Below are 19,487 nucleotides of genomic sequence, written 5' to 3'. Positions count from 1 at the left end.
CGTTAGTAGCTAGGAATAGCAATACGTTTTTCGAGCCAACGAACGGCTTGAGATACAAATAGGATGAGCAACAAGTACTCCAAAACGAGGAAGGTATAAATTTCTAGGGGTAAGTACTCATTCACCACCAGCTCATTAGCACGGCGAGTGAGATCGCTTAAACCAATCACGCTGACTAAAGAACTCATCTTGAGGATGTAGACAAATTGATTGCCCAGTGGTGGGAGAATTTGCCGAAACGCTTGGGGAAGAATTACCAAGCGCATCTTTTGCCAATAGCTTAAGCCCAAAGATTCAGCCGCTTCATGCTGGCCACGGCTGATAGCTTGTATTCCACCGCGAAATACTTCCGCCATAAACGCGCTCTCAGCGATAGTCAGTGCAATAACACCCGCCCAAAAGTGATTGAGTGAGACATCCAATAGCGTAGGCATGCCGTAATACACCCAAAGTAGTAAGACTAAAACTGGCACTGAACGGATCACCTCGACATAAATACGGTTTATCCACTTCAGAGAGGCTGAGTCCGACAGAGCGGGTAACGCAACGATCAGACCCAAGCTCATCGCAAACAACATACTGAGGAGTGATACCTGAATGGTGTCATTAAACCCAGCGATTAAAAACTTTAGATTGGTGAGTCCTTGATCCGTCGAAGGGTCAAGTACATACCAGCCCCATTGATAATCTGAACAACCAGTGAGTAATAGCAGTGAAAACAGCCATAGAGTTCGAAACGTCACATTTACTCCCTGAATTAACTAAAAAACTTCCTTTGTTGCTGCTATGTTATCAGTAGAGCTCTAATAAAGGTTAATTATTAAACCGTATAAGGTCATTATTTTTAAGGGAATAAAAATGAGAAAGATTTTACTAGTGCTAGGAATGTGTTTGCTTGCTGCGACTCAAGTCGCTCACGCTGAAAGCCGTCTTCAATCCATTTTAGACAATGGCGTACTCCGAGTTGGAACGACGGGAGATTGGAATCCGATGACGATGAAAGACCCCGCGACAAACAGTTATCGTGGCTTCGATATCGATGTAACAACAGAACTTGCTAAAGATCTCGGTGTAAAAGTGGAGTATGTGCCCACGGATTGGAAGACGCTAGTTAATGGCATTACCGCCAACAAATACGATATTACTGGCAGCGCATCTCTGAACATGTCTCGCGCGAAAGTAGCTGGATATAGCCAGCCATATTTCTACCTTGCCTTTGTACCTGTGGTGCAAAAGAAAGATCTCGCCAAATTCTCTGATTGGGCGGATTTTAATAAACCAGAAGTAAAAGTCGCGGCGACGTTAGGTACGGTACAAGAAAAAATGGTGAAAGAGTTCTTCCCGTCTGCTCAGCATATTGTTATTGAAGCGCCAGCGCGCGACTTCCAAGAACTACTAGCTCGCAGGGCCGATGTATCGGTGACGTCCAATGTGGAAGCAGCGACGTTGGTGGATAAGTTTAAACAATTGGCGATAGTGCCAGTGACCGCACCGCGTAAACCAACCCCAATTGCTATGTTGTTGCCGCAAGACGATCAAGTATGGATTAATTACATCAATCACTGGGTAGAGTTGAAAAAGACTCAAGGCTTTTTTAAGCAGACTGCCAAGAAATGGGGGTTGAAAAGCTTATAAACAGAAAGAGCCGCATTGCGCGGCTCTTTTTATTATCTGAACGATTAAAGTTCGTCTTCACTCACGACTCGGGCGTTGTCAGGAGTCGTAAAGTGCTTGGATAATTCGCGATTCGACAGAATGTATCCCATCCACAGCCCACCCATACAGATGATTATTGCGATGCCAGTAACCATCTGAGCTTGGCTTGCCATTGCGGCTACCAATGCACTTGAGAAGCTACTTACACAGATTTGCAGGCTGTTTTGCAGACCTGCTGCTGTTGCAGGGCTCTGTTGTGCGCTGGCCAATGCACGGTTTACCACGATTGGGTACAGCGCGCCGTTAGCAACGGCAATCAAACAGAATGGCGCAAGAATAGGCCAAATCGATGACAGATCCCACTGTGAAGCAATGAAAATCATTAATGCCGCGACACTAAATAGGCCAATCAGTTGGCGCAGAACCTTTTCATCACCAAATTTTCGAACGCCTACTTTACCTAAGTAGCCACCAGCCATAAACGCGATGGTTTGTGGGATAAAGCTCAAACCAATATCTTTTGCTTCGTAGCCCAGTTGCGCCATGATTTCTGGCATCCCAGTTAGGTAAGCAAAGAATGCAGCTGAAGCCGTCGCAAACATAAACACGTTGCCAAGGTATTTTTTAGAACTCAGCAGCGCTTTGATGTCGGCAGACATACTGGTTTGTTTGATTTCTGCTTTCTCGTCTTTTTGTGCCATGGTCGCAAAGACCAAAAAGACACCAACCAGTGTTAGCGTAATAAAGATACTGTGCCAGCCGAAGTTATCTGCCAACACAACCCCTAATTGAGGTGCTAGTGCTGGTGATAGCGCGACGAGTGGCATGATTGTCGCAAAAATTTGTTGGCTACTGCTTGAGTAGCGTTTAATGACCATAGCCTGCCAGATCACGGCTGGTGCACACACACCGATAGCTTGGATAAAGCGCAGTGTGAGTAGTTGCCATACTTGATCACAGAAAGCCAAACCGAATGACGCGATAGTAAATAGCACCAACCCGGCTGCGAGTGTATTACGATGGCCAAATTTATCGGATGCCAATCCCCACATTAGCTGGCCAATCGCCATACCAACGAGGAATACCGTTAAAGAGAGCGCAATTTGCTCAGGGCCTGTTGCAAAGTCGATTTCCATCGCTTTGAATGCTGGCAGATACATATCGGTAGCAACGAAGCCAAGCATCGATAATGCTGCCAGATAAATGAGCTGTAGTTTTGAGATTTTCATGATTCAACCAGTCAAATTATTTAATCATTTTTTAATCAACATCAGTTGGCGCCAACCCTGATTTATTTACCTTATTATTCTATTTTTCGATTTTGAGAAAATAAAACGCTAAAATTGTTGGTTATCAATCAAATTTTTTGAAAGGTTAAATCATGTTCTCTAAAGCGTCTTTGGAAATGCTGGATACGGTTGCCCGTTTAGGCAGTTTCACCGCTGCGGCTGAGGTATTGCATAAAGTCCCCTCAGCCATCAGCTATGGAGTAAGGCAGGTCGAGCAAGATTTAGATGTGGTGCTGTTTCGACGTTTACCAAGGAAAGTCGAGCTAACTCCAGCGGGTGAACTTTTTATGGCCGAGGCGCGCTCTTTGCTGCGTCAAATGGAAGAGGTGAAAGCACAAACGCGGCGAGCGGCTCAAGGATGGAAAAGCACGTTAAAGCTGACCTTAGATAACGTGGTGAAGTTAGAAAAACTCAAACCTTTGGTGGAAGATTTCTATCGCGAGTTTGAATTTGCTGAATTGCAGATCAATATGGAGGTCTTCAATGGTTCTTGGGAAGCCATAGCACAAGGTCGAGCCGACATTGTCGTTGGCGCGACATCTGCGGTTCCCGTTGGGGGAGATTTTGAAGTCAAAGATATGGGCGTATTAGATTGGGCATTTGTAATGTCACCCGCTCATCCTTGCGTTCGACAACAAGTGCTTACTGAAGCGTTTGTGAGTCAATTTCCGGCGATCTGTCTTGATGATACTTCGAACGTGCTGCCAAAACGCCATACTGGCCATTATCCGCAACAGCGCCGATTATTATTGCCCAATTGGTATAGTGCGATTGAATGTTTAAAAAATGGGGTGGGCGTGGGTTACATGCCACGTCATATTGCAACACCCTTAATCAATGATGGTGTGCTGGTGGAGAAGGTCATGCCGGATGATAAACCGCTCAGTCACTGCTGCTTAGTATGGCGCAAAGATGATAATCATAAATTGATCCAGTGGATGGTGGACTATCTTGGGTCGCCTAATCAGCTACATAAAGATTGGTTACAGTCATAAAAAACACCTCGCATTAGCGAGGTGTTTTCATTGATATGTTTAAAATGTGGCGTTTTATGACAAGAAAAACTTATACGATGGGTTGTCTGTCTCGTCTTTGCATTGATAGCCAAGTTCACGTAAATGTGCAGAAAACTGAGCTAAATCGCTTTCATCTAACTCGAAACCACATAAAACACGTCCGTAGTCAGCGCCGTGGTTACGGTAGTTGAACAAGCTGATATTCCAATGAGTACCGAGTGTGCTTAAGAACTTGAGTAGCGCTCCCGGATATTCTGGGAATTCAAAGCTGTAGAGGCGCTCTTTAAGCGGCTTAGACGGCTTACCACCAATCATGTAGCGCACGTGCAGCTTCGCCATTTCATCATCAGACAAATCAACCACTGGGTAGCCACCATCACGTAAGTCGTGAATGATATGTTCTAGCTCTTCCTGACCGCCTTGCAAACGCACACCGACAAAGATATTTGCCAATGCGTCATCGTTGTAGCGGTAGTTAAACTCCGTTACGGCGCGGCCGCCAATGAGGTTACAGAACTCAAAGAAGGCACCTTGACGCTCAGGAATGGTGACGGCAAGCAAACCTTCACGTTTCTCACCAAGCTCGCAACGCTCAGAAACATAACGTAAGCCATGGAAGTTAGTGTTGGCACCAGACAGCACAGTACCTAAATTCTTACCTTGCAGTTTGTTTTGCTCAGCAAACTTCTTCAAACCCGCCAGAGCAAGCGCGCCAGAAGGCTCTGCAATCGCACGGGTGTCTTCAAAGATGTCTTTTACTGCTGCGCAGATTTCATCGCTAGAGACGGCAATATGGCCATCAATGTACTTTTGGCATAGACGGAAAGTCTCTTCGCCAATGCGTTTTACAGCGACGCCATCGGCAAACATGCTGACTTGGTCTAGTACTACTGGCTCACCAGCATCCAAAGCAGCTTTGAGGCATGACGAATCTTCTGGCTCAACTGCAATCACTTTGATTTCTGGCATGAGCTGCTTCACAAGTACCGCAACACCCGCAGCCAAACCGCCACCACCGACAGGGACGAAAATGTAATCAAGGTGACCATTTTGCTGCAGCATTTCCATGCCGATGGTGCCTTGACCTGCAATCACCAGTGGGTGATCGAAAGGAGGGACAAATGTGTACCCATGCAGATCAGAAAGGCGTTCCGCTTCCGCTTTTGCCTCATCAAAGTTGCTGCCGTGCAGCACTACATTGCCACCGAAGCCACGTACCGCATCGACTTTGATGTCTGGTGTGGTTTTAGGCATCACGATGGTGGTTTTGATGCCTAGCTTAGTACCAGAGAGCGCCATGCCTTGAGCGTGGTTACCTGCCGATGCTGCAATGACACCAGCGGCTTTTTGTGCTTCAGATAAACTCGCCACCATGTTGTATGCACCGCGCAATTTGAACGAGTGTACGGGTTGGCGATCTTCACGCTTGATCTGCACGTTATTCCCGATACGTGCAGATAAACGAGGCATTTCTTGCAGTGGCGTCACTGTTGCTACTTCATAAACAGGTGCGCGAAGGATTTGGCGCAGATAATCTGCGCCAGTTTGGTTCACTTGTTTTTCGGGTTGAGCTTCCATCATTGCTAGCCCTCTAGCTTCGACTTGTCTCGTACTGCACCCTTGTCAGCACTGGTTGCCATACTCGCGTACGCTTTGAGTGCAAATGAAACTTCACGTTGGCGGTCAACTGGTTTCCAGCCTAGTTCGTCTTGTTTTGCACGGCGCTCAGCAAGTTCTTGTTCAGACACTTGGAGTGAAATTGAACGGTTTGGAATATCAATTGCGATCATATCGCCTTCTTTTACCAGGCCAATTGCACCGCCGTTTGCTGCTTCAGGAGAGGCGTGGCCGATAGAAAGACCTGATGTGCCGCCAGAGAAACGGCCGTCAGTCAGAAGTGCACACTCTTTGCCAAGGCCCATCGATTTTAGATAAGTGGTTGGGTAAAGCATTTCTTGCATGCCCGGACCACCTTTAGGGCCTTCGTAACGGATAACAACCACGTCGCCAGCTTTTACTTTGCCGCCTAAGATGCCTTCTACGGCGTCTTCTTGGCTTTCGAAAACTACGGCTGGGCCAGTGAATTTATGAATGCTCTCATCCACACCAGCAGTCTTAACGATACAACCATCTAATGCGATGTTGCCTGATAGAACGGCTAGGCCACCTTCTTGGCTAAAGGCATGATCGATAGTACGAATACAGCCTTCCGCACGGTCGTCATCAAGGCGATCCCAGCGGCAATCTTGTGAGAACGCTTGAGTAGTACGAATTCCCGCAGGACCTGCGCGGTAGAACTTAAGTACTTCTTCGTCTTCAGTTTGGATGATGTCGTATTTCGCCAGCTGCTCTTTCATCGAAAGGCCAAGCACGGTGCGCGCATCATTGTGTAGAAGACCTGCACGATCTAACTCACCAAGAATTGCCATGACGCCACCAGCGCGGTGTACGTCTTCCATGTGATATTTCTGGGTAGATGGTGCCACTTTACATAGGTGTGGTACTTGGCGTGATAGGCGATCGATATCTTCCATATCGAAATCCACTTCACCTTCTTGCGCTGCAGCCAACAGGTGCAAAATGGTGTTGGTTGAGCCACCCATTGCAATATCCAGTGCCATCGCATTTTCGAACGCATCAAACGTAGCGATGTTGCGTGGCAGTGCTGATTCGTCATCTTGCTCGTAGTAACGACGAGTCAGTTCAACGATACGACGACCTGCATTAAGGAACAGTTGTTCACGGTCAGCGTGCGTTGCCAGCATAGAACCGTTACCTGGTTGAGAAAGACCCAGTGCTTCCGTTAGACAGTTCATTGAGTTTGCAGTGAACATGCCTGAACACGATCCACACGTTGGACATGCGCTGCGTTCGATCTGCTCGCTTTGCTCATCAGACACTTTTGGATCCGCGCCTTGGATCATCGCATCTACAAGGTCTAGTTTGATGATCTGATCAGAAAGCTTGGTTTTACCCGCTTCCATTGGACCACCAGAAACAAAGATAACCGGGATGTTGAGACGCATAGATGCCATCAACATTCCCGGAGTGATTTTGTCACAGTTAGAGATACATACCATGGCATCGGCACAGTGCGCGTTGACCATGTACTCCACAGAGTCTGCGATCAGTTCGCGTGAAGGCAGTGAGTACAGCATGCCGCCGTGACCCATTGCGATACCATCATCAACCGCGATGGTGTTGAATTCTTTTGCGATGCCGCCGGCTTTTTCGATTTCACGCGCTACAAGCTGGCCCATGTCTTTCAGGTGTACGTGACCCGGAACAAATTGAGTAAACGAGTTTACAACGGCGATGATTGGTTTACCGAAGTCTTCTTCTTTCACACCCGTTGCACGCCACAGTGCTCGTGCACCCGCCATGTTACGACCATGTGTGGTGGTAGCTGATCTATATTTTGGCATTTCCTAATCCTTCTTACTTCTGTTCTGGGTACACATAGTCTAACCAGCCCCACTTATCTTCCGTGGTGCCGTCAAATAGGCCAAAGTAGGCTGCTTGTAGTTCTTTAGTGATTGGGCCGCGTTTACCTGTACCTACTTCAATTTTGTCGATGGTTGCCACTGGTACAATCTCAGCCGCAGTACCTGTCATGAAGACTTCATCGGCAAGGTAAAGGGCTTCACGAGCAATGTTCGCCTCACGTACTTTGTAGCCTTTATCGCGTGCAATTGTCATGATCGAGTCACGAGTGATGCCCGGTAGAATCGCGCTAGTTGCTGGTGGTGTAGTGATTACGCCATCTTTGATAACGAAGATGTTTTCACCAGCCCCTTCCGATAGGTAACCATCTACGCTTAGCGCAATACCTTCGTCGTAACCGTGACGACGCGCTTCACCACCAACCAGTAGTGAAGATAGGTAGTTACCGCCTGCTTTAGCCGCAGTTGGGATGGTGTTTGGCGCAGCGCGATTCCAGCTTGAAATCATCGCATCGACACCTTTTTCTAGCGCTTCTTCGCCTAAGTAAGAGCCCCAAGGAAATGCTGCAATGATTAGATCCATCTCAGTGCCAACTGGTGGACATACGCCTAAGCCAACATTCCCGACAAAACCCAATGGACGAATGTAAGCGCTGTCGAGTTTGTTTTGGCGCAGTGTTTCGCGGGTCGCTTCCATGATTTCTTCTACAGAGAAAGGGATCGGAAAGCGGTAAATCTTGGCAGAATCTTTTAGACGTTGTGCATGCTCACGGTGACGGAAGACAATTGGGCCTTTTGGTGTGTTGTAACAGCGCACGCCTTCAAACACGGATGTACCATAGTGCATTGCGTGAGTCAGAACGTGAACGTTCGCCTCTGCCCATGGAACCATCTCACCATTAAACCAAATGAAATCTGCAGTTTTCGTTGCCATTTGTTGCCTTCCTTATGCACTTACGTGTTGTTGTAAGTTGTGATTTGGCAGTTCATCGTTGCGGATTTTTAGCACCTCAACCTTACGAACGTCCCACAACTTCTCTATTTGATTGATCAAAAACGAGATTGGTCGATCGCTGTCGACGATGATCTCGACGCTGGCTACTTTGCTTTCGTGGTTTTGCGTAGCAGCGACTTGTTTGATCACGAAACCTCGGTGACGAATCACACGTAGAACGCGCTCCAACAGTACCGGTTTGTCATCGGCTTTGATGTCGAGTAAATATCTGTCCATGCGATTGTCTCCTATGTATTTTCCAACATATCACTGTTTGATGCGCCAGGTGGCACCAATGGCCACACGTTTTCTTCTTCATCAATCAAAACGTGAAGCATGTAAGAAGTTTCACTCGCTAGCATCTCTTTGAGAGCAGGTTCGACTTCTTCTTTCTTGGTGATGGTTTTGCCCGGGATATCGAATGCTTTTGCTAACATCACGAAATCTGGGTTGTCATCAAGAATGGTTTCACTGTGGCGACCGTCAAAGAACAATGACTGCCATTGGCGAACCATGCCAAGACGTTGGTTATTAAGAAGGACAATCTTCACTGGAATCTGCCGACGCTTCAGCGTGCCCAATTCCTGAACGTTCATCATAAATGAACCGTCACCTGTAATAAGGATAGACTGATCATCAGGACGTGCGACTGCAGCGCCCATCGCTGCTGGCAAGCCAAAGCCCATGGTGCCAAGGCCAGCAGAAGTGATAAAATTTTGTGGTTCGCGTGGCTGGATATGTTGCGCTGCCCACATCTGATGCTGACCGACGTCGGTCGAGACAATTGAGCTATCTGGCATCATGTCAGACAGTTGTTTAAGCAATAGCGGTGCGTAGATTAACTCGCCTGGGTGGTCGTAACGCCACTTAAAGCCGCTGCGCAGACTTTCACTGTGATGAACCCACGGTGAGATATCTTGAGTCAGCTCTAGCTGAGGAAGAATGGTGTTGATGTCGCCACGTAATGGTGCGTTGGCGTGGCGCAGTTTATGAATCTCCGCAGCATCAATGTCGATGTGAATCACTTTCGCATTTGGTGCAAACGTATCGAGCTTACCCGTCACACGGTCATCAAAACGCGCGCCAACCACGATCAATAGATCGGCTTCTTGAACCACTAGGTTGGCGGCTTTGGTGCCATGCATACCCAACATACCAAGATAGTGGGGATCATGGCGTTCAATGGTACCGAGGCCTTTTAATGTGCTAACTGCAGGCATTGGGTTTAAGCGAAGAAATTCGCGTACTGCATCGGTTGCTTTCGCAAGTTGCACGCCACCACCAACATACAACACTGGGCGAGTAGATGCTGCCAGCACATCTTGCGCACGTTTGATATCTTCAGCGCTGACATCTTCGATTGCTGGTGCTATGTATGGAGGAAGAAGGTCTGTAGGTGCTTGAGCGAGTTGAACGTCTTTGGCGATATCGACAATGACAGGACCCGGACGACCGGTTTTTGCGACCTCAAAGGCTTCGGCAAGTGTCGGAGCTAGATCTTCAATTTCGGTCACGAGATAGCTGTGCTTAGTACAGGCTAGGGACATTCCGATCACATCCATTTCTTGGAATGCATCGGTACCGATATGAGAGCTAGCAACCTGGCCTGTGATGGCAACTAGAGGTACGGAGTCAAGGAAAGCGTCGGCAAGGCCGGTAACAAGGTTAGTGGCTCCTGGGCCAGAAGTTGCCATGCACACAGCAACGTCTTGAGTGGAACGAGCCATCCCGATAGCTGCCATAGCGGCCCCTTGCTCGTGACGGCATAGGATGTGTTCCACCCCACCGTCATACAAAGCATCATAGATTGGCATGATGGCCCCGCCGGGGTAGCCAAAAACGGTTTCGATGCCTTGCTGTCTTAAAGCGGCTACGACAAGTTGTGCACCAGTCATCGTAAACCTCCTTTGCTACGTTGTGGCTCGTAGCGATTGCCATATTTATTGCACTTCATGTGCACTCCCATTCTTCCCGTTAAACTGTCCGAGGGTTAGACAGATGACAACTTGTAGTTGTAAAAAAACCCCCGGACTTTTCAGTGCGGGGGTTTTTTGTAATTTGTGGTTACCTTTCGCCCACAATACCCCGCGCGGTGCCAATAATGACCACGATAATCAGGGCTAGCAGTGCGTTGATATGAGCGAAAAGGTTCATCTGTCTGTCGTTCTTTTTTCGTTAAAAAATGTTGTGTAATGTTCTACGAAATTGTTTGCGTCATTAGTGGTATCACACAATTCCGCTGCATGACAAGCAAAAAGTCATTCTTTTTTCACATTAACTCTCAATTGGGACGCGGTATATAACATAACCAACTAGATAAAACATTTGTTTACAGAGTGTTCAAAAAATTGAGGAACGTATGGGGCTGGCAATCATTCATAGTCGAGCAAGCGTCGGGGTGCAAGCGCCATCGGTTAGTGTAGAAGTTCATATCAGCAACGGCATGCCAGGGTTTACCTTAGTAGGCTTGCCAGAGACAACGGTAAAAGAGTCCAAAGATCGCGTACGCAGTGCGATCATTAATTCTAACTTTCAATTTCCTGCTAAGCGGATCACCGTGAACTTGGCTCCGGCAGATCTACCCAAGGAGGGAGGGCGTTTTGATCTTCCTATTGCATTGGGAATTTTGGCCGCTTCGGAGCAAATCGCGACAGATAAGCTCAAAAACTACGAATTTGTTGGTGAGTTAGCGTTATCTGGTGGTCTGAGACCTGTAAAAGGTGTGCTGCCTGCTGCGCTGGAAACCAGTAAGATTCAACGTCATTTGGTCGTCCCACATGTGAATGGCGATCAGGCGGCGCTGGTGGGGAAGGAACAACATAAATCGGCCCAATCATTACTGGAAGTATGTGCCGAGCTTTGTGGTCAACATCGACTGAATCTTTTTCAAACGCCTAAGCGAAAAACGATCGAAAAACATGGTCGAGACTTACAAGATATTATTGGCCAACAACAAGGTAAGCGAGCACTGGAGATTGCTGCCGCTGGAAACCACAACTTACTTTTCCTTGGCCCGCCAGGTACTGGAAAAACGATGTTGGCTTCGCGTTTGTGTGACTTATTACCGGAAATGAGTGACGAAGAAGCAATGGAAACCGCTTCGGTGGCATCGTTGACTCAGAGTGAAATTAATGAGCATAACTGGAAGTCGCGTCCGTTTCGTTCTCCGCATCATTCAAGTTCAATGGCGGCATTAGTCGGCGGTGGTTCGGTACCCAGACCAGGGGAGATCTCTTTAGCCCACAACGGGTTATTGTTTCTCGATGAAATGCCCGAATTTGATCGTAAAGTTCTGGACTCGTTACGCGAACCGCTCGAATCTGGAGAGATCATTATCTCTCGAGCGCAAGGTAAAACACGCTTTCCGGCTCGTTTCCAATTAGTTGGAGCATTGAACCCAAGCCCGACAGGATATTACGAAGGCAATCAAGCGCGCACCAATCCACAAGCTATTTTGCGCTACCTTGGTCGATTATCTGGACCACTGTTAGATCGCTTTGATATGTCTTTAGAAATCCCAGCTTTGCCCAAAGGGACATTAGCAGAAGGTGGTGATCGCGGTGAGCCGACTGCTATCGTAAAAGCGCGTGTGAGCGATGCGCGTAACAATATGCTAAACCGCAGTGGTAAGGTCAATGCACTGCTAGGTAGTCGAGAAATTGAGGCGTTTTGTCCCTTGCACAAGAGTGATGCTGAGTTTCTTGAAACCGCTTTGCATCGTTTAGGGCTTTCGATTCGTGCGTATCATCGTATTATCAAAGTGGCGCGAACAATCGCCGATCTGGATGGGGCGGAGCAAATTGAACGAACGCACTTGGCCGAGGCACTTGGGTATCGAGCGATGGACCGTTTACTGAAACAGCTTACGGCGCAAGCGGTATAGACAGCAAAGTGTCATCGCAACAAGTGTTGTAAGCCCCTTGTTGCGATGAAGGACGTTAGAAGGTGTAGTTGAGACCAAGCGACAATAGGTACTCTTTCTCCTCATAAAACGTGATATTCGAGTCAGTTTGGCTATAGCCGGCTAAAGAAATGAACGACCAGTCTTGCCAGTCAAATACGTTTTGATATTCGTAGGCCGCAAATAGGCTGATGGTGTCGTCATTTCGTGTTTTAGCAAAAGTTTGGCTAGCGGCTTGATAGTCTTTCCATGCGTAACCCGCGGTGAGAGCCAATCGATGGCGATTGATAAATTTAAACCAGCTGATGTCAAACCCGTACGAATCAAATGATTCCGCCTTACCGTCGGCATCTTGATTGATGTAGGTGAAAGCGGGTTGCAACATAGACGTTTGGTTGAGTGGAATGCGATAGTCGCCTTTGACATAGTAAAGGTTAGCATCGCGAGCAAGTGAGCGGTCTGTCACTTCCTCCTGCTCGATGTCTTTATCAGCATAAGCTAGATCAAGGTTGAAGTTCTTATCAATTAACCCTTTGATCTGAAAGCGATACGCATTGCCGTCAACATCCGTCTCTTTACGTGCGGTTCCTACTTGATAAGGGTTGCGCCAAGTTTCGCCTTTGAGTACCGTCGGCAGATAGGAAACATCGAGCACGGTGCCAGATTGTAGCTCGTGTTGATAGCCCAACTGAAAAGCGAGTGTACCTACCGCGACATCTGAGCGTGTGGTACCGGCGTAAACTTGGTGGTTGAGTCGGCTACCAAAGGTGTATGTCACACTCCCTAGCGGTGCAGCGATAACGGAACTGTCACTATCGGCACGCTTATCGAGAGAATCGATGGTGTTACTATTTTCTGTATTGAAATTGGATTCTGATGATATGAATCCGGCATTCAGCGAAATTTCACCGCCAAAACCTGCGGTTTCAGCGAGTTGAGCCTGAGCAGAACTGACGACAAAGGCCAAAGGCAAGAGAAGTAGCCTTGGTTTCATTCGTTATCTCCTTGTTGTCGAATGAGTGGTGCACATATTGGTTGCGGTAACAAATCTGACCATTCCCACGCATGTTCCAATGTGGCAAAGGCGCAGTATAATTACACGCTGTTTTATTCTTCACACATTATCACTGTTGTTTGACTATCATGTTGGCATATTTGTTATTTTTTTTTAACGCTTCTTTTGTGATTCTCAATTCTGCGGTTTGTTCACTCGCAATTTGTGTTATCGCTGTATTTAAAATATTGCTTCCTGGCGTAAAGCTAAAAGCGATAGCGACCGCTTGTGCCAATAAGGTGATGTGGTTATGGGCTACCGTTAATGCGTGCATTCTGGCGGTATCTAACCGTGTTGAGTGGGATGTTCAGGGCGGTGAAGCGCTTAAAAAAGACGGGTGGTATCTGCTGATCAGTAACCATCTCAGTTGGACAGATATTGTTGTGCTTTGCTGCGTGTTTAAAGACCGTATTCCCATGCCGAAGTTTTTCCTCAAGCAACAACTGCTGTATGTGCCTTTCATCGGGATGGCGTGTTGGGCGCTCGATATGCCATTTATGCGTCGCTATTCGCGAGAGTATCTGATCCGCAACCCTCATAAGCGAGGTCAAGATTTAGAAACGACACGTCGCTCGTGCGCTAAATTCAAACACACTCCAACCACAGTGGTTAACTATGTCGAAGGAACCCGATTTACCGAAGAAAAGCAGCGTAAGAGTAAAGCAAACTATCAATATTTGCTGCAACCAAAATCGGGCGGGATTGCGTACACGTTAGCGGCGATGGGGGAACAGTTCGAGAGCATTATCGACGTGACGTTGGCGTACCCAAAAAATACGCATAAACCGTTCAAGGATTTATTGATGGGCCGCATGAGCAAGGTGGTTGTGCGTGTAAATGTGTTACCCGTTGATGAAAGAGTGCTTGGTGATTACTTCAACGATAAGCCCTATAAGCGGCAATTTCAGCAATGGTTGGGGGATGTGTGGCAAGAAAAAGATCGGTTACTACAAGAGATTTACAAGTAAACAAAAGGGGAGCGACGTGCTCCCCTTTTGATTGATATCGATGTGCTTATTTTAGTGTCAGCAAGTAGTTCACCAGAGAGAAGTACTCATCCATCGTTTTGATGCTTTGTGCTTGAACTAGGTATTTGTTGTTAACGATAACCGCAGGAACGCCGGTTAGACCGCTGTTTTCAAATTGCTTGTCCATACGGCGAACCATTGAATCAACCGCGAAGCCTTTGAATGCAGAATCGAATTTTTTCGCATCTACACCTTCATCAAGGAAGATTTGACGAAGTTCTTCATCATTACGTGGTGCTTTCTTTAGATTGTGGATGCGGTTAAACATCACTGGCACCATTTTGTCTTCCACTTTTAGTGCAACCATCGTTGCGTAGGCTTTGCTCATTGATGGGCCCATGTTGCCACCCATGAAAGAAACGTGGTTTTTTAATAGCTTAGTACCTTCTGGCAACTGCTTTTTCAGTTGCTGGATAACTGGTTCAAAGCTATTGCAGTGCGGGCAGTAGAAAGAGAAAAACTCCGTCACAAGAGGTTTTTTTGATGCCTCAAGATCCAATACTTTGTAATGTTCACCTTCTTTGAATTGCGCTGCATGTGCCGACAGGCTTAACATCAGCATAGAAAACAGTGCGAACAGTTTTTTCATCGAAATATCTCCATTTTTGAATTTTTGGCCTGACTTACCATTGAGGCATTAAAGACAGCGGTGCTTCTTCTAAAGCGGCGATCTGCTCTTTAAATGCAAGGACCTGACCTTCCCAGTATTTTGGCTCATTAAACCATGGAAAAGCGAGAGGAAATGCAGGGTCATGCCAACGTTTTGCTAGCCATGCCATATAGTGCACCATTCGTAGACCGCGAAGTGGCTCGATTAGTTTCAATTCTGCAGGATTAAAATCGCAAAACTCTTGGTAAGCCTCTAAAACAATATCCAACTGCATCAGTTTGTCTTGGCGTTCACCGTTCAATAGCATCCATAAGTCTTGTACTGCAGGGCCGTTACGAGCGTCATCCAAATCAACAAACATAGGGCCATCTCGCCACAAAATATTGCCTGGGTGGCAATCGCCATGCAAACGAATGATATTGAAGCCTTCTTGCCAGTGGCTTTCAATTGATTTGATCAGCATATCCAAGTCATTGAAGAAGCTGTTCTCCAAGTGCATTGGAATCATATTGGCGTTTTGCAGAATCTCTCTTGGTTGATACAGGTATTCTTGTAAGCCAATAGTAGGACGATGTTGGAAGGCTTGGCGGCTGCCGACTTTATGGATTCGGCCAAGGAAACGCCCTACACCTTCGAGCTGATCTAAATTGTCAACCTCGTATTGGCGACCACCCACGCTATCAAACAGCGCAAAAGCATAGCCTTGATAGTGATGCAGGGTTTCACCGTTGATGCGCACAGGTGGTGCGACGGGGATCTCATTGCCAATCAGCTCTAAAGTAAAGTCGTGTTCCTCTTGGATCTGTTCATTGCTCCAACGTTCAGGACGGTAAAACTTGACGACATAACGACGACGCTCTTCGTCAGTGAATTGATAAACACGGTTTTCGTAGCTATTGAGGGGAAGAAAGCCTGATTCTGCGCGAACGCCGATGCTTTCTAACGCGTACCACATAAAGTCTGGGGTAAGGGCGTCAAAGTTAAACATACTTTGGGACATATAAACAAAAAGGCTCATTACTGAGCCTTTTTCCGTTAGTCACTGAAGTAGCGCTATAGTTTTTTAATAAAACGGCTTTCTACTTCAATAGTGAATTCGTTGCTCTTATCGGTGAGTATAAACTGAATTGTCGTAATCGCAGAGTTTAGCTTGTCAGGATCGGCACCAAGACTCATTGGCAGGTTTAATACCTCACCTGGCTGGACCTGAATTGTCTGCTTACCATACCAGCTTACATCGGATAGCCCTTCAACATCCAACGAGTACTCTTGCACTTGCTGAGTTTTGTTGATCACTTTGAGGGTGTAGGTGTTTTCTACTTCGCCCGAGCTATTAACGCGGAACAGTTGGTTACGGTCGCGAATAACACTCATGCCGGCTGGGTCTACCGCTGCAATTTGGGCAAAGAAAAGACCGACCATGACGAGTAGTACGGCACCATAGCCTAGCAGCTTCGGACGCATGACTTTGGTACTCTTACCCGATAAGCGATGCTCGGTGGTGTAACTAATTAGGCCTTTCTCGTAGCCCATGCGATCCATGGTGTTGTCACACGCATCAATACAGGCGCCACAGTTGATACATTCATACTGCAAGCCGTCACGAATATCGATACCTGTTGGGCACACCTGCACACACAAATCACAATCAATACAATCACCCAAACCAAGCTGCTTTGGATCGGCTTTACGCGGACGTGGGCCACGTTTTTCCCCACGTTTTGCATCGTAGCCAACGATGAAGGTGTCTTTATCAAACATGGCAGACTGGAAGCGCGCGTAAGGACACATGTGAATACACATGATGGAACGCATCCAACCAGCATTACCATAAGTACAAATGGCAAAGAACATTACCCAAAAGACGGGCCAGAAGTTGGCGTTAAAGGTGAAAAAGTCGATAACCAATTGCTTCATTGGTACGAAGTAGCCAACAAAAGTAAAACCAGTGGCGAGTGCAATGGCAAACCAAGCTATATGTTTGACGGCTTTACGCATCGCTAAATTCGCCGTCAGCTTATTGGAGTCTTGTTTACGGCGTTTATTGGCACTACCTTCGAGCTTCTCTTCAAACCAGATATACATGAAGGTCCAGACGGTTTGTGGGCAGAGATAGCCACACCAAACTCGACCTAAGAAGGTGGTAATAAAGAACAACCCAAACGCCGCGATCACAAACAGCAAGGCGAGTAGGGTAAGATCTTGTGGGTACAGTGTGGTACCGAAAAAGTTGAACTGCTGGTTGCCAATATCAAGCAAGATCGCTTGACGTTCACCGTAAGGGATCCACGGTATCAAAGCGAAGAGAAGTAGTAAGAACCAACCACCGTAACGACGCAGTTTCTGGTAAGTCCCTTTGCTTTCGCGTACATAGATGCGATTACTTGGGTTGAACCGATCCCCGTTTCCTTTGTGGGTTTTGGGATTATAGGTTTTAGGAGTCACATCTTTGATATCGATCTTGTCCTGACTCATGCACTCATCCTTCTTAGGCTTTTATAATGTACGGCGTCATTTCTATTGATGTCGCTCGATGACATTGCTGCTCGTTCCGTCATAAAGATGACCGAACATAATTATTTTAGTAAATACTGATGAACGGCGATTATACAATCAATAACAATTCCGTTTCTTTAACGCAGTCAATGTTTAACAACAAAAATCAGTACAGTTAACCTGATAATTGGCTGAACAGTTATAACCAATTGTGGGACTAAAAACTTTGGTTATAAAAAAGCGACTCACAGAGAGAGTCGCTTAAAGAATACTGGCTGTTGAGCTGGTTATTTGATGATGCCACGAGCGCGTAGGATCGCCGTTTTAAAATCGTCCTCTTGGTCTTTTTTGAGTCCAGGGATCATTTCATCTTTGCTGCTATTACGCATTTTAAGGTGGTAGATCAGTACATCGTCGGTCAGATCTTCTAGCTTTCCTTCATAGCCTGCTTCTTTTGCCAGCTTAACGATGAACTGCAAGAGGTTCAGCTCTTGCTCTTTATGCCATTCAGGCTCTAGTAGCTCAAGCAGCTCTTCAATGCGATGACACTTCATTTCTTTCTCCACAGAATTTATAGGTGTAATTAGCAGTAAAGGTACCAAATTGCTTTGCGAAGACCAAATAGGAAAAACGATCTCTTTCACTGTAGTTTGTTCTAAGTCTTTGAAGCTTTATGAGTCGCGTGCAAAGAAAAAAGCGCAGCTGGCGCCGCGCTTTTGATTAAGCTGCTTTGATAACTTTGGCCGGAACACTCGACATCATTGCTGTCTTCTCAACCAATGTCATTGCTGGCGCAACTTGCTTTGCCTTTGGTGCAGTAGTAAAGCCACTGCGGCGGCGCATTGCACTAGTATTAGTGTGTGCGAACCTGACTGTTGTTGGGCGCATTAATTTACCTAACTGTCAGGCATATCCATTGCCGATGTAATGGCCTGAATCATTATGAGCTAGGCTCCAACAAGATTGAAGAATCACTCTTCTGGCTCTCGCCAATCCAGTTAATGAGTCAGGAATACCGATATGCATGCATATCAAGTGTAAGATTAGCATCCTTGTAATAATTGGTCGATAGTTGAGCAATTGAATTGTTTAGATTTTGTCATTTTGTCGCGATGTTCGAGGCAATTTTTGTTTGATCCCACGATCAGCAGTAGTAGTATGAGATCTCGATGAAGGAGGTGCCTATGTCATTTTTGAAGAAGACACTTGCCAGTTTTGGGATTGGGAGCGCGAAGGTCGACTCAATCTTAAACCAAGACGTGCTATACCCAGGTCAAAGTGTGGATGTGTCTATCCATGTATATGGTGGTGCGACTGAACAAGCGATCGACAACATTGATTTAAAACTCTGTTGCCGCTACATCGCAGAAGCCCCTGATGACCGTGGTGCGCGAGAAGGACACAGCATGCGCCGAGTACCTCAAACTCATGTGCTTGCTAAGTGGAGTCTCCCTTACGCATTTACCATCCATTCCGGCGAAGAGCGTACCTTCGATGTTAAGCTCGATGTGCCTTGGAACACGCCTATCACCATTGGTGATGCCAAAGTATGGTTAGAAACCGGCTTAGACGTTGCCGCTGCTTTGGATCCGACTGATAAAGACATCCTCACCGTTCGACCTGATCCACTGATGGATGCGGTACTATCTGCATTTGAAGCGCAAGGTTTACGAATTCGCCAGGTGGAATGCGAGGAAGTGAAAGGATTCGATCTACCATTTGTGCAAGAGTTTGAACTGGTGCCAACCGACGGACCTTACCACGGCGTGTGGCGCGAATTAGAATTTGTTGCCCACCGAAGTGAGCAAGAACTCAAGTTATGGTTTGAAGTTGACCGCACACGCAAGGGGCAAGGTGGCATGCTCGCGAGCTTACTGGGTAGTGGCAAACTCAAGCGAGAGCTGACCATTCCTGCCACGACTAAGCCAGATCAAGTTGGCGAACTGGTACTCAATTATCTCGATCAAACTACTGCCGTTCATGAGTCTTAATTTAAGCTT

18 protein-coding genes are annotated in these 19,487 nt (G+C 46.8%); 5 read left to right on the top strand and 13 right to left on the bottom strand.

Annotated elements, in window-relative coordinates:
- Positions 1 to 2 precede the first annotated feature (2 nt).
- Positions 3 to 743: an amino acid ABC transporter permease gene (locus R7093_RS20640; protein WP_005383852.1), complete on the bottom strand. Its 741-nt coding sequence runs from the start codon at positions 741 to 743 to the stop codon at positions 3 to 5.
- 115 nt (positions 744 to 858) lie between these two features.
- On the opposite strand from R7093_RS20640, the gene R7093_RS20635 reads away from it, so the two are divergent.
- Complete coding sequence (locus R7093_RS20635) at positions 859 to 1,635, top strand: transporter substrate-binding domain-containing protein (RefSeq protein ID WP_005378944.1); 777 nt, start codon at positions 859 to 861, stop codon at positions 1,633 to 1,635.
- Positions 1,636 to 1,679: 44 nt separating this feature from the next.
- Here the strand turns inward: R7093_RS20635 and punC are convergent, their stop codons facing one another.
- Complete coding sequence (gene punC / locus R7093_RS20630; protein WP_054579443.1) at positions 1,680 to 2,885, bottom strand: purine nucleoside transporter PunC; 1,206 nt, start codon at positions 2,883 to 2,885, stop codon at positions 1,680 to 1,682.
- A gap of 152 nt (positions 2,886 to 3,037) precedes the next feature.
- On the opposite strand from punC, the gene punR reads away from it, so the two are divergent.
- Positions 3,038 to 3,940, top strand: a complete 903-nt coding sequence (punR, locus tag R7093_RS20625; RefSeq protein WP_005378948.1) for a DNA-binding transcriptional activator PunR — start codon at positions 3,038 to 3,040, stop codon at positions 3,938 to 3,940.
- Positions 3,941 to 3,994: 54 nt separating this feature from the next.
- On the opposite strand, the gene ilvA is transcribed toward punR, so the two are convergent.
- From ilvA to ilvG, 5 genes are read right to left on the bottom strand one after another with little or no spacing between them, the layout of a single operon-like run.
- A complete protein-coding gene (ilvA, locus tag R7093_RS20620; protein WP_017635600.1) occupies positions 3,995 to 5,542 on the bottom strand; it encodes a threonine ammonia-lyase, biosynthetic in 1,548 nt (515 codons plus the stop codon).
- A gap of 2 nt (positions 5,543 to 5,544) precedes the next feature.
- Entirely contained in the window at positions 5,545 to 7,386 is a 1,842-nt protein-coding gene (gene ilvD, locus R7093_RS20615) for a dihydroxy-acid dehydratase (protein ID WP_005383859.1), read from the bottom strand.
- Positions 7,387 to 7,399: 13 nt separating this feature from the next.
- On the bottom strand, positions 7,400 to 8,338 hold the full coding sequence (gene ilvE / locus R7093_RS20610) for a branched-chain-amino-acid transaminase (protein WP_025768922.1): 939 nt from the start codon (positions 8,336 to 8,338) through the stop codon (positions 7,400 to 7,402).
- Positions 8,339 to 8,350: 12 nt separating this feature from the next.
- Positions 8,351 to 8,635, bottom strand: coding sequence for an acetolactate synthase 2 small subunit (gene ilvM, locus R7093_RS20605; protein WP_005378958.1), 285 nt, complete (start codon positions 8,633 to 8,635; stop codon positions 8,351 to 8,353).
- An 11-nt stretch (positions 8,636 to 8,646) separates the two neighbouring features.
- Positions 8,647 to 10,293 carry an acetolactate synthase 2 catalytic subunit gene (ilvG, locus tag R7093_RS20600; protein WP_005378960.1) on the bottom strand — a complete coding sequence of 549 codons (1,647 nt, stop codon included), beginning with the start codon at positions 10,291 to 10,293 and terminating at the stop codon, positions 8,647 to 8,649.
- Positions 10,294 to 10,757: 464 nt separating this feature from the next.
- Between ilvG and R7093_RS20595 the strand changes: the two genes are divergently transcribed.
- Positions 10,758 to 12,281, top strand: a complete 1,524-nt coding sequence (locus R7093_RS20595; protein WP_047102567.1) for a YifB family Mg chelatase-like AAA ATPase — start codon at positions 10,758 to 10,760, stop codon at positions 12,279 to 12,281.
- Positions 12,282 to 12,336: 55 nt separating this feature from the next.
- On the opposite strand, the gene R7093_RS20590 is transcribed toward R7093_RS20595, so the two are convergent.
- Positions 12,337 to 13,293, bottom strand: coding sequence for a DUF2860 domain-containing protein (locus R7093_RS20590; protein WP_005379034.1), 957 nt, complete (start codon positions 13,291 to 13,293; stop codon positions 12,337 to 12,339).
- Positions 13,294 to 13,442: 149 nt separating this feature from the next.
- Here R7093_RS20590 and R7093_RS20585 point away from each other — a divergent pair, with 149 nt between their 5' ends.
- Entirely contained in the window at positions 13,443 to 14,321 is an 879-nt protein-coding gene (locus R7093_RS20585; RefSeq protein WP_047102568.1) for an acyltransferase, read from the top strand.
- A gap of 46 nt (positions 14,322 to 14,367) precedes the next feature.
- Here R7093_RS20585 and R7093_RS20580 read toward each other — a convergent pair whose 3' ends face one another.
- From R7093_RS20580 to R7093_RS20560, 5 genes are all read right to left on the bottom strand, one after another.
- Positions 14,368 to 14,970, bottom strand: coding sequence for a thiol:disulfide interchange protein DsbA/DsbL (locus R7093_RS20580; protein ID WP_005379036.1), 603 nt, complete (start codon positions 14,968 to 14,970; stop codon positions 14,368 to 14,370).
- 34 nt (positions 14,971 to 15,004) lie between these two features.
- On the bottom strand, positions 15,005 to 15,991 hold the full coding sequence (locus R7093_RS20575; RefSeq protein ID WP_031777274.1) for a serine/threonine protein kinase: 987 nt from the start codon (positions 15,989 to 15,991) through the stop codon (positions 15,005 to 15,007).
- Positions 15,992 to 16,044: 53 nt separating this feature from the next.
- A complete protein-coding gene (ccoG, locus tag R7093_RS20570; protein WP_005379038.1) occupies positions 16,045 to 17,466 on the bottom strand; it encodes a cytochrome c oxidase accessory protein CcoG in 1,422 nt (473 codons plus the stop codon).
- 308 nt (positions 17,467 to 17,774) lie between these two features.
- Positions 17,775 to 18,041 (bottom strand): YihD family protein, encoded by a 267-nt coding sequence (locus tag R7093_RS20565; RefSeq protein ID WP_033906580.1) that lies wholly within the window; start codon positions 18,039 to 18,041, stop codon positions 17,775 to 17,777.
- 166 nt (positions 18,042 to 18,207) lie between these two features.
- Positions 18,208 to 18,375, bottom strand: coding sequence for a hypothetical protein (locus tag R7093_RS20560; protein ID WP_005379043.1), 168 nt, complete (start codon positions 18,373 to 18,375; stop codon positions 18,208 to 18,210).
- 296 nt (positions 18,376 to 18,671) lie between these two features.
- On the opposite strand from R7093_RS20560, the gene R7093_RS20555 reads away from it, so the two are divergent.
- The gene (locus tag R7093_RS20555) at positions 18,672 to 19,478 is read left to right on the top strand and encodes a sporulation protein (protein ID WP_031781056.1); all 807 of its coding nucleotides are present in this window, start codon (positions 18,672 to 18,674) and stop codon (positions 19,476 to 19,478) included.
- The last annotated feature ends 9 nt before the right edge of the window (positions 19,479 to 19,487 follow it).

It is taken from the genome of Vibrio sp. 1580, assembly GCF_033340055.1.
This window is presented reverse-complemented; position numbering and strand designations above follow the sequence as displayed.